The 11640-nt window shown below is 47.0% G+C and carries 10 protein-coding genes, 1 rRNA gene and 1 other annotated feature (1 of these 12 cut by a window edge); all 11 genes read left to right on the top strand.

Annotated features, from left to right (window positions below; all coding sequences use genetic code 11):
* Positions 1–103: ribosomal RNA gene (gene rrf, locus CHL76_RS13740) — 5S ribosomal RNA — on the top strand; the annotation flags it as partial.
* A gap of 105 nt (positions 104–208) precedes the next feature.
* Positions 209–916, top strand: a complete 708-nt coding sequence (locus tag CHL76_RS13735; protein WP_079475077.1) for an MgtC/SapB family protein — start codon at positions 209–211, stop codon at positions 914–916.
* A 141-nt stretch (positions 917–1057) separates the two neighbouring features.
* Positions 1058–1522, top strand: coding sequence for a CtsR family transcriptional regulator (locus CHL76_RS13730; protein WP_079475078.1), 465 nt, complete (start codon positions 1058–1060; stop codon positions 1520–1522).
* A gap of 15 nt (positions 1523–1537) precedes the next feature.
* Positions 1538–2113 (top strand): UvrB/UvrC motif-containing protein, encoded by a 576-nt coding sequence (locus tag CHL76_RS13725; protein ID WP_079475079.1) that lies wholly within the window; start codon positions 1538–1540, stop codon positions 2111–2113.
* Positions 2113–3177 carry a protein arginine kinase gene (locus CHL76_RS13720; protein WP_079475080.1) on the top strand — a complete coding sequence of 355 codons (1065 nt, stop codon included), beginning with the start codon at positions 2113–2115 and terminating at the stop codon, positions 3175–3177. The genes CHL76_RS13725 and CHL76_RS13720 overlap by 1 nt, the downstream gene beginning before the upstream one ends.
* Before the next feature lie 30 nt (positions 3178–3207).
* The gene (clpC, locus tag CHL76_RS13715; RefSeq protein WP_094908841.1) at positions 3208–5664 is read left to right on the top strand and encodes an ATP-dependent protease ATP-binding subunit ClpC; all 2457 of its coding nucleotides are present in this window, start codon (positions 3208–3210) and stop codon (positions 5662–5664) included.
* A 130-nt stretch (positions 5665–5794) separates the two neighbouring features.
* The gene (gene radA / locus CHL76_RS13710; RefSeq protein WP_094908840.1) at positions 5795–7183 is read left to right on the top strand and encodes a DNA repair protein RadA; all 1389 of its coding nucleotides are present in this window, start codon (positions 5795–5797) and stop codon (positions 7181–7183) included.
* Positions 7184–7367: 184 nt separating this feature from the next.
* Complete coding sequence (locus CHL76_RS13705; protein ID WP_094908839.1) at positions 7368–8492, top strand: PIN/TRAM domain-containing protein; 1125 nt, start codon at positions 7368–7370, stop codon at positions 8490–8492.
* A 239-nt stretch (positions 8493–8731) separates the two neighbouring features.
* Positions 8732–9427: a 2-C-methyl-D-erythritol 4-phosphate cytidylyltransferase gene (gene ispD, locus CHL76_RS13700; protein ID WP_079475084.1), complete on the top strand. Its 696-nt coding sequence runs from the start codon at positions 8732–8734 to the stop codon at positions 9425–9427.
* Complete coding sequence (gene ispF, locus CHL76_RS13695; RefSeq protein ID WP_079475085.1) at positions 9427–9906, top strand: 2-C-methyl-D-erythritol 2,4-cyclodiphosphate synthase; 480 nt, start codon at positions 9427–9429, stop codon at positions 9904–9906. Before ispD ends, ispF begins: the two co-directional genes overlap by 1 nt.
* A gap of 52 nt (positions 9907–9958) precedes the next feature.
* A complete protein-coding gene (gltX, locus tag CHL76_RS13690; protein ID WP_094908838.1) occupies positions 9959–11419 on the top strand; it encodes a glutamate--tRNA ligase in 1461 nt (486 codons plus the stop codon).
* A gap of 10 nt (positions 11420–11429) precedes the next feature.
* Positions 11430–11640: a binding site (T-box leader), on the top strand (it continues 7 nt past the right edge of the window).

Raw genomic sequence — 11640 nt, 5'->3', positions numbered from 1 at the left:
CGAAGAGGTCCCACCCGTTCCCATGCCGAACACGGAAGTTAAGCTCTTCAGCGTTGATGATAGCCGGGGGCTCTCCCCCCGTGAAAGTAGATCGCTGCCGGGCGAGCTAAACCGTTTCCCTTTTCGGAGGGGAGCGGTTTTTTTATATGAGAAAGCTTTAAACAAAGCAAAAAAGATAGGATATAATGAAGGAAAGGATGTGACTTAGATGGAGCAGTGGTTGGAATATGAATCAGTCATTATACTAATTCGTTTAATTCTTGCTGCTTTTTTGGCGGGAGTGATAGGAATTGAGCGGGAATCGAAAGGCCATCCAGCTGGTTTTCGAACCCATCTGCTGGTTGGGACCGGTTCCTGTTTGGTGATGCTGCTTGCTTTATTTGGCTTTCAGGACTATTTAAACCAAAACGGGGATCTGGTTGCTTATGATCCTTCGCGTTTGGCTTCTTATGTAATAAGTGGGATTGGCTTCCTCGGTGCTGGTACCATTATAGTTCAGGGAGCTTCTATACGGGGGCTGACTACTGCTGCTTCCATCTGGACAGTCGCTGCTATCGGCCTAACCATAGGGGCAGGAATGTTTTTTGCTGGTATTGCTGCGACGGTCATTGTATTGACAAGTCTTATCTTTCTAAATCACGTAGACAAATGGTTTAAAAACGTTTCTGATACGGACGTATTGTTTATAGCTATGGACAAAAAAGCAAACGAGCTCGGCGAGGCGATTCAGCGTCTCGAAAGCATGGAGGTTCAAGTTCAAAAAATAAAAGGGAAAGAATTCGACGAAGACGAAGCTCTTCTTCATTATTATATTAAACTTCATCTACCAGAGGGTATAGCTGAAACAGAACTGTATCAATCTTTATATAAAGTGGAGAGCATAAAAGAAATAGAATTGAATCCGTCCTATGATTAATATATCTCAGGGCGGATTTTTCATTTTGCCCTTCTCTAGCTTGAAAACAATTGAATAATATTATATATTATAGTCAAAGATAGTCAAAATCAATTTTTTGATAATAGCAAGACGAACCGGGGCGGAGAGGAGGTCGCGGGAATGAAAAGCATGTCTGATGTTATTGAAAATTATTTAAAACAAATTTTAACACAGAGTGAACAGGATCTAATTGAAATTAAAAGAAGTGAACTTGCAAAGCGCTTTGAGTGTGTCCCCTCTCAGATTAATTATGTCATAAGCACGCGTTTTACTATTGAAAAAGGCTATGTAGTAGAGAGTAAACGCGGCGGTGGCGGGTATATACGAATTACAAGGGCTAAAATTTCAGATCACGCAGAGCTGCTTCGCCAAGTTTCAGATCTTGTGGGCCACGGTATTGATCAAAGAACGGCAGAGAGTGTTATTATGCGTTTATTTGAGGAAAAAGTGGTGAATAAGCGTGAAGCAAATTTAATGCTTGCGGCAGTTGATAGGTCTATACTGGCTTTGAAGTATCCAGAAGAAAGGGATATTGTTCGTGCGCGGATCATGCAAGCTATGATAGAAAGTCTGCGCTATGAATAAGGGGAGGGAAGAGATATGATCTGTCAGAATTGCGGTCAGCGTCCGGCCTCTTTGCATTACACGAAAATCGTTAATGGAGCTAAAACAGAGCTTCATTTATGCGAAGAGTGTGCAAAAGAACAAGGGGAATCTTCTGAAACGGAGCATTCTTTCATGTCAGCTGCCGGTGGCTATACAATCCAGGACTTGTTATCGGACTTATTAAACATGGATCAGCCTAGTACTACTGGAAACGCCGGGAAGAAACAGCCGAAAAAAGCAAACACAACCCGGCCGCTGACATGTGACAACTGCGGACTGACGTATAAACAGTTCACTCAATCCGGTCGATTGGGTTGTGCTCATTGTTATCACGCGTTTGAATCGAAACTGACACCTGTTTTTCGTCGGGTACACAGCGGCAATACCCATCATACCGGCAAGGTTCCAAAACACAGGCATGAGAAGCTGTATGCCCAAAGGGAGCTGGAGGAGAAAAGACGACAGATTAACATTTTTGTCCAAAATGAAGAGTTTGAAAAAGCTGCGGAATTAAGAGACGAAATCCGTGCCCTTGAAAAGCAGTTTCAAGGAAGGGAGGAAGACAGCTGATGGCATCCGAACAATTTTTTTCAGAAGCGATCAGTCCGTGGATGCAGGAAGGTCCAGGGCCGGAAGGCGATATTGCTCTCAGCACCCGGGTCCGGCTTGCCCGTAACATAGAGCAATATCCCTTCCCTGTTTTTGCTTCAGAAGAAGCAAGTGCAACACTTCTGCGCTATGCTTCTTCCACTCTATTGAATCAATCAAAAGAAGTAGGCTTCCTTGAAGCGTTGAATATGAATGAGCTTCGCCCGAATGAACGGCAGGTACTGGTGGAAAAGCATCTTGTCAGCCCCTATTTAATAAAAAACATGGCACATAGTGCTGTTCTTTTGAATAACGATGAATCAATCAGTATCATGGTTAATGAGGAAGATCATTTACGTCTTCAATGTCTGAGTAACGGCATGCAGCTTGAAGAATGTTACAATGAAGCTGACCGTCTCGATGATTGGGCGGAAGCCAACCTTACCTATGCGTTTGACGAAAGGCTCGGTTACTTAACAAGCTGCCCGACAAATGTAGGAACAGGTATGAGAGCTTCAGTAATGGTACACCTGCCTGCTTTAGTCTGGACCAACCAGCTTAGCCGTATTCTTCCGGCTATTCACCAGATTGGTCTTGTCGTAAGAGGCATTTACGGAGAAGGCAGTGAAGCACTTGGCAACCTTTTTCAAATTTCCAACCAGATGACATTAGGAAAATCTGAAAAAGATATCATTGAAGATCTGCGCGGTGTAGTAATGCAGGTGATTCAAAGAGAACGCCACGCACGCGAGTCTCTGCTCAGCTCTTCAAGAATAAAGCTCGAAGACCGGGTGTTCAGGTCTTACGGCATCCTTGCCTACAGCCGTACGATGACAACCAAAGAAGCTGCCAACCGTTTATCAGACGTTAGGCTTGGTATCGACCTGGATTTAATTAAAGGGATTTCGGGTAATATTTTAAATGAACTTATGTTACTGACTCAGCCTGGTTTTCTTGAGCAGTATGCAGGAGAATCACTGACTCAAGAAGAAGCAGATATAAGACGGGCAAGTGTGATCCGTGAAAGAATAAAACTTGAACTATAGATTTACCAATGCGTAGGAGGTGCATGCAACATGATGTTTGGCCGTTTTACAGAACGAGCGCAAAAAGTATTGGCGCTAGCTCAGGAAGAAGCTATCCGCCTTGGCCATAATAATATAGGAACAGAACACATTCTTCTTGGTTTAGTGCGTGAAGGTGAGGGCATTGCGGCGAAAGCCCTTCAAGCATTGAATTTAGATACAGACCAGATTCAGCAGGAAGTAGAAACCCTTATTGGTACTGGGCAACAGGGATCGAAAACGATTCATTACACTCCACGGGCGAAAAAAGTTATTGAGCTTTCCATGGATGAAGCGAGAAAACTTGGGCATTCCTATGTAGGAACAGAGCACATTCTGCTTGGCTTAATCCGTGAAGGAGAAGGGGTTGCAGCCCGGGTGCTGAATAATCTTGGCGTCAGCCTGAATAAAGCCCGGCAGCAGGTGCTTCAGCTTCTCGGAAGCAATGAAGGTGCTTCGAGTTCTGGAAGCCAGCAGGCTCCTGGAGCAGGGGGAAGCGCCAATACGCCTACCCTGGACAGCTTAGCAAGAGACCTGACGGCAGTAGCTAAAGAAGAAGGCCTCGATCCGGTCATCGGAAGAAGCCAGGAAATTGAACGTGTTATTCAGGTATTAAGCCGCCGGACAAAAAACAACCCGGTTCTTATCGGGGAGCCTGGTGTAGGTAAAACAGCTATCGCTGAAGGCCTGGCATTGTCGATCGTCTCTAATGAAGTTCCAGAAACGCTTCGGAATAAACGGGTCATGACTCTCGATATGGGCACAGTCGTTGCCGGCACGAAATATCGCGGGGAATTTGAAGACCGCCTGAAAAAAGTAATGGAAGAAATCCGCCAGTCTGGAAATGTGCTGCTGTTCATTGACGAACTGCATACCTTAATTGGCGCCGGCGGTGCAGAGGGTGCGATTGACGCATCGAACATTCTGAAGCCGTCCCTTGCACGTGGAGAGCTGCAGTGCATTGGTGCAACTACGCTGGATGAATACCGCAAATATATTGAAAAAGATGCTGCTCTTGAGCGTCGTTTTCAGCCAATTCAAGTAGATGAACCGACCCTCGAGGAATCCATTCAAATTCTCGCGGGGCTGAGAGACCGTTATGAAGCCCACCACCGGGTAACTATCGGGGACGAAGCCATCGAACAGGCAGTTAAATTATCTGATCGATACATTTCAGACCGTTTCCTGCCGGATAAAGCAATCGATCTAATCGATGAAGCGGGTTCACGGGTGCGTCTGCGTTCCTATACAGCACCACCCAACCTAAAAGAACTTGAACAAAACCTCGAGGAAACACGCAAGGAAAAAGATGCGGCTGTTCAAAGCCAGGAATTTGAAAAAGCGGCTTCCCTTCGTGATTCCGAGCAGCGGCTGCGCGCAGAAGTCGAAGAAATGAAAAATGAATGGAAAGAAAAGCAGGGACAGGAGAACTCTGCGATTACGACAGAGGATATTGCTCAGGTTGTTTCGAGCTGGACAGGCGTACCGGTATCCAAGCTTGCGGAAGAAGAGACGGACCGCCTGCTTCATATGGAAGACATTCTGCATAACCGGGTTGTCGGTCAGGATGAAGCAGTCAATGCTATTTCCAAAGCCGTGCGCCGTGCCCGTGCAGGCTTGAAAGATCCGAAACGGCCGATTGGCTCCTTTATCTTTCTCGGACCTACGGGTGTAGGTAAAACAGAGCTGGCACGTGCTGTAGCGGAAACACTATTTGGGGACGAAGAATCAATTATTCGCATTGATATGTCCGAATATATGGAACGCCACGCAACGAGCCGCCTGGTCGGTTCCCCTCCAGGCTATGTCGGCTATGAAGAAGGCGGCCAGCTGACAGAAAAAGTGCGTCGTAATCCGTACTCCGTTATTTTGCTCGATGAGATTGAAAAGGCGCACCCGGAAGTATTTAACATCCTGCTTCAAGTACTTGAAGATGGGTTTCTCACCGACTCCAAAGGACGCCGGGTCGATTTTAGAAATACAGCATTGATCCTGACATCGAACGTCGGGGCAAGCACTCTCCGCCAAAATAAAAGCGTCGGCTTTGCCGCTCAGTCAACCGAGCAGAAATTCGACGATATGCGTGACAAAATCATGGGCGAGCTGAAAAACACATTCCGTCCTGAATTTATTAACCGCCTGGACGAAATCATTGTCTTCCACAGTTTGGAAAAAGAGCATATCAAAAAGATTGTGCGCTTAATGACCGAGCAGCTTAAAAAACGTGTGGAAGAACACGGCATCAGCGTTGAAATTACCGAAGCAGCGCTCGATAAAATTGCTGATGAAGGTTTTGATCCTGAATACGGGGCCCGGCCGCTCAGACGTGCTCTGCAGCGTCACGTGGAAGATCGTTTATCCGATGAGCTCCTCAAAGGCACGCTTCAAGAAGGCAGTACCGCTGTCATTGATGTGAAAGACGATGAGTTCATTGTTGAAACGACATCAGGCACGGCAAAAGCGCAATAAGGTTATAATCGAAACAGCTGCCTTGTGGCATATTGATGTCAGGGGGCAGCTGTTTTTCTTTTTATGAATACAAATTAGAGTGAAATCGAAACGAAAACGGGTGCTTCCCGTAGTAAAAGAGGAGGATCGTATGGCAAAAACGAAAACAAAATTTGTCTGCCAGGAATGTGGGTATGAAACGCAAAAGTGGATGGGGCGCTGTCCGGCCTGCAACAACTGGAATACGATGGTAGAGGAAAAAGAAGCTCCGGCATCAAAATCAAGCCGCCGCCCGGCGGCAAATGTGTTCAGTGAAGCCGACAAGCCGACACCAATTACCCGGGTAACCGGGGAAAAAGAAAACCGCATTTCAACGTCTGTAGAAGAATTAAACAGAGTATTAGGGGGAGGCATCGTGCCGGGATCGCTAGTACTGGTTGGGGGCGACCCTGGGATCGGAAAGTCGACGCTGCTTCTTCAGGTATCTGCCCTGCTTGCTTCCCAGAAGTATCGTGTGCTTTATGTTTCCGGAGAGGAATCGGTAAAGCAGACAAAAATGAGAGCGGAGCGGCTCGGAGTGGAAGCAGATACGCTGTTTGTCTTTACAGAAACAAACATGGAACGGATCGAAGCGGCGATGGAAGAAGTGAAGCCTGACCTTGTAATTATTGATTCGATTCAGACAGTGCACTCGGATGAAATCCAGTCGGCCCCTGGGAGCGTAGCCCAAGTACGTGAATCGACGTCGACATTTATGCATATCGCAAAAAATCAGGGCATTGCTGTATTCGTTGTCGGCCATATGACCAAGCAGGGGTCCATTGCCGGACCGAAAATGCTCGAGCATATGGTAGATTCCGTGCTTTACTTTGAAGGCGAACAGCATAATACGTATCGGATCTTGCGGGCTGTAAAAAACAGGTTCGGCTCGACGAATGAGATCGGTATATTCGAAATGAAGGAAGCAGGACTGAAGGAAGTAACAAACCCCTCTGAAATCTTTCTCGAAGAACGAACCGAGGGTACGTCAGGCTCAGCAGTAGTAGCCTCTTTGGAAGGTACCCGGCCGGTGCTTGTGGAACTGCAGGCGCTAATTGCTCCTACGAGCTACGCATACCCGCGCCGGACAGCTACGGGCATCGACCAGAACCGGATTGCACTTCTGATGGCGGTGCTCGAAAAACGCCTCGGCATGCTTCTTCAAAACCAAGATGCTTATATTAATGTTGCCGGGGGAGTGAAGCTCGACGAGCCGGCGGTTGACCTTGGTATTGCGATATGCGTTGCCTCAAGCTTTCGGAATCAATCAACGAATCCGGGAGATATCGTAATGGGGGAAGTCGGGCTGACCGGGGAGATCCGGCGCATTTCCCGGGTGGAGGAACGCGTGAAAGAAGCAGCAAAGCTCGGATTTTCGCGAGCGATTATTCCATCAAAAAATATTGGCGGGTGGACATTTCCGGAAGGCATTCAGGTAATAGGCGTAAAGACGCTTGAAGAAGCACTGGACGCTGCGCTTGATCCGGCCCCGCTCGGATAGATAGGAAGATGAAGGTCCTGTTCTTTTTCCAGGATCTTCTCTATCCTTTTTCCTAATAATTAAGAAAATTCAACAATCTTATGAATATATTGTATCAAATTGTCCAAAGTTGTGATAAATATGGCGTTAGTGGTTTGTACGGAGAGAAAAATGTTTATAATATCCTTAAGGAGGTGCATGGAAAGTGTTGGAAAAGATTGTACAGTTATTTTTTGTTCTTGCCGGTATTACGTTAGGTTTCCTTTATATTCCTGAACTTATCTCATTATTTCCTTTTTATACTTTTCCTGACTGGGTGTATAATGCCTATATCGGTGCAATTGCAGGGGCTATTGTTGTTGGATTTGTGCTTTGGGCTATTAGTTTGTGGGTGGCAAGACCAATTGTCAACGGCATGCGCTTTTTAGAAGAAAAAGTCGTGAAGGCACCTGTTACAGACGTGTTATTCGGGACGCTAGGCCTGATTTTCGGCCTGGTGGTTGCCTTTCTCATTTCTCTTCCGCTTAATTCAATCCGTATTCCAGTAATTGATTCCGTTCTGCCCTTGTTTTTATCCTTTTTCTGTGGCTACTTCGGCTTTCAGATTGGTTTTAAAAAGCGTGATGAACTGCTGGGCCTTTTTTCGACCTCAAAAAACGCTGCTGCGAAGGAAGAAGCAGCGCTGGACGCTGCAGCAACCTCGGAAGAAAATCAGGCGTGGGAGAAACTGCTTGATACGAGCGTAATTATTGACGGGCGCATTGCGGATATTTGTCAGTCAGGGTTTATTGAAGGAAAACTGGTAATTCCGGAATTTGTGCTTGAAGAGCTTCAGCATATTGCGGATTCTTCGGATGTGTTAAAGCGCAACCGGGGCCGGCGGGGTCTTGATATTTTAAATCGCATTCAAAAGGAGCTTCCTATTGAAGTAGAGATTACGGACACCGATTTTGAAGATATTCATGAAGTGGACAGCAAGCTGGTAAAACTCGCGAAAGTGCGGAATGGCATTGTCGTTACCAATGATTTTAATTTAAACAAAGTATGCGACCTCCAAGGCGTTAGTGTGTTAAATATTAATGACCTGGCGAACGCCGTCAAACCAGTCGTTCTTCCCGGCGAAGAAATGCTGGTCCAGGTAATCAAAGACGGAAAAGAACAGAGCCAGGGCATCGGATACTTAGACGATGGCACGATGATTGTAGTCGAAAGCGGCAAAGGCTATATCGGCCAGGAAATAGAAGTGGTAGTTACAAGTGTCCTGCAGACGAGTGCTGGACGGATGATATTTGCCAAACCAAAGGTATCAAAGCGCGAAAAAGCTTTATAAGGAAATGCCCTGTGCCTGCACAGGGTTTTTTTGTGCGGATTTTTCCAGGTTATACAGAACTGTCAGCTTTTCCTTCAGAGAAAGTTTTGGTAAAATTAATGTTTGATAAGCGGTACGGTAGAATAATAAGGGCGTTTTATGGGTACTAGCATATTATTAACAAGCGGACTTTGCTTTAAGAGCGGAGCAAATGCGATACATACACTGGTAACACAATGTCGTGAAATTGGAGAGGTACTATGAACTATGCGGTAGTCATTCCTGCAGCCGGCCAGGGGAAGCGAATGCAGGCGGGCCATAATAAACAGTTTCTCGTTTTAGAAGAACGGCCATTAATAATTCATACTGCATCTGTTTTCGAGCAGGATCCGTGGTGTAAAGAAATTATTGTTGTTGCCAATGCTTCAGAAATTTATGATATGGAAGAGCTTTTTAAGGAGTGGGGCATAAGGAAAGTGAAGCAGGTGGTCGTTGGTGGAAACGAGCGCCAGAACAGTGTACATGAAGGATTGAAATGCCTTATCCCTGAGCATCAGGTCGTTTTGGTCCATGACGGGGCCCGCCCGTTTGTGGAGCAGGCCGATATTCACCGTCTCGTGGAACAGGCAGAGCAGACCGGAGCCGCAGTACTTGGTACAAAAATGAAAGACACCGTTAAACGTACAGATGGAGAGAAAGTGCTTGAGACGATTGACCGCTCGAGTTTATGGGCTGTACAGACTCCGCAGGCGTTTCAGGCTGCAGTGGTGACGGAAGCCTACGATTACGCTGCCGCTCATCAGATTATTGGGACAGACGACACCAGTCTGGTGGAATATATGGGCCGGCCGGTAAAAATTGTCGAGGGGAGCTATGATAATATCAAGCTGACCACCCCTGAAGACATGGTGGTGGCCCGTGCGATTTTGCAGAAGCGAAGAGAGGGAAAAAGGTAATGAGAATAGGACATGGATATGATGTACATCAGCTGCAGGAAGGCCGTCCTTTAATCCTTGGGGGCATAGACATTCCTCATGATAAAGGGCTCCTGGGGCATTCGGATGCAGACGTTTTACTTCATGCAGTGACAGATGCGATACTGGGGGCAGTCGGTCTGGGCGATATCGGCAAGCATTTTCCAGACACAGATCCCGAGTTTAAAGATGCTGATTCCGCGGAGCTGCTTGCGCATGTCTGCAGTCTTGTAAAAGCTAAGGGATGGAAACTGGGAAATGTCGACGCGACCATACTCGCCGAGAAACCAAAAATGGCTCCACATATACCAGAGATGAAAAAGAAGATCAGTAAACTGCTTGAAGCAGAGGCAGACGACCAGGTGAACGTAAAGGCGACTACTACAGAAAAGCTTGGATTTGTCGGCCGAAAAGAAGGCATTGCTGCTCATGCGGTGGTCCTTCTGCAGCCAGCTGATTAAATATATGAAAAAACGTGTGAGATAAAAAGGAATTCTACGGAGGGTGAAGGAAATGAGTGAAAAAGTACGTGTAAGGTTTGCTCCGAGTCCGACTGGCCATCTTCATATTGGCGGGGCGCGCTCGGCACTGTTTAATTATTTATTCGCCAGAAGCCAGGGCGGCGATTTTATTCTACGCATTGAAGACACAGACCAGGAGCGTAATGTGGAAGACGCTACTTCTCGTTTAATGGAAAGCCTGCGCTGGCTGGGAATCGAATGGGATGAAAGCGTAGATGTTGGCGGCCCGCATGCGCCCTATCAGTCGATGGAACGCATTGACCTGTACAAAGAATACGTGCAGCGTCTTCTTGATGAGGGCAAAGCCTATTATGATTATATGACAGAAGAAGAGCTCGCCCAGGAAAGGGAAGAGCAGATGGCCCGCGGCGAAGCCCCGAAATACAGCGGGCGTGACCGCGACCTTACCCCGGAACAGCGAAAAGCATACGAAGACCAGGGGATTAAACCTGTCGTTCGTTTCCGCGTGCCGGAAGGGAAAAGCGTGATTATCGATGATGTTGTCAGAGGAAACGTCATTTTCGACTCTAACGACATCGGAGACTTTGTTATTGCCCGTAAAGACGGCATACCGACCTATAACTTTGCGGTAGTAATTGATGATCATCTGATGGAAATTTCACACGTCATTCGTGCAGAAGAGCATCTTTCCAACACCCCGCGCCAGGCACTGGTCTACGATGCTTTTGATTGGGAAAAGCCACGCTTTGCCCATGCCTCACTGATTTTGAATCCCAACCGCCAAAAAATGAGCAAGCGGGACGGCTCGGTAATCCAATTTGTAGAACAGTACCGTGATCTTGGATACCTGCCGGAAGCCATCGTAAACTTCCTGGCGCTGCTCGGCTGGTCTCCAAAAGGCGAAGAAGAACTGTTTTCTATTGAAGAGTTAAAAGAGCAGTTTTCGCTGGAGCGGGTGTCCAAAGCCCCGGCGGTCTTTGATACGGACAAGCTCGCCTGGATGAACAACCAGTATGTGAAAGAGGCAGATACAGAGCGCCTGACGCTCCTTGCGCTTCCGCACCTGCAGGAAGCAGGAAAGCTGCCGTCAGAGCTGTCGGAAGAACAGTATGAGTGGTTGAAGCAGCTTGTGGGAATCTATCAGGAGCAAATGCACTATGCGGCAGAGATTGTTGAATTGACAGACATGTTCTTTAAAACAGAGATTGACTACACTCAGGAGGCCCAGGAAGTCCTTGAGCAAGAGCACGTAAGCACTGTACTGGAGCAATTCTCGAAAGAGCTTGACGAAGCTTCGGATTTTGAACCGGAGACAGTGAAAAAAGCGGTAAAAGCTACCCAGAAAGCGACAGGCTATAAAGGCAAGCAGCTGTTTATGCCGGTCCGTGTGGCGACGACAGGCCAGACGCATGGACCGGAGCTGCCGGTAGCCATTTCACTTCTTGGAAAGAATGTTGTGCAGGCAAGGCTGCAGCAGGTACTATCTTCATAAAATAAATATCGTTAAAACTATGACAGGAAGAAGTAAAAAACAAAAAGCTTTATACAGAGATGCTCTCCAGTGGCTGAGAGAGAGCATAGAGCTGGTTTTTGAAATGCCTCCTGGAGCCCGCTGCTGAACATAGTAGGCAGCGGCGGTGTGCCCCGTTACGGCAGAAAAGAGAAGTGCCGGCTCCGGCGCTTAAGCAGAGTGGAAACGCGCTTTAAAAGCGT

The sequence above is a fragment of the Marinococcus halophilus genome (assembly GCF_002265875.1).
Lineage (GTDB): Bacteria > Bacillota > Bacilli > Bacillales > Marinococcaceae > Marinococcus > Marinococcus halophilus.
This window is presented reverse-complemented; position numbering and strand designations above follow the sequence as displayed.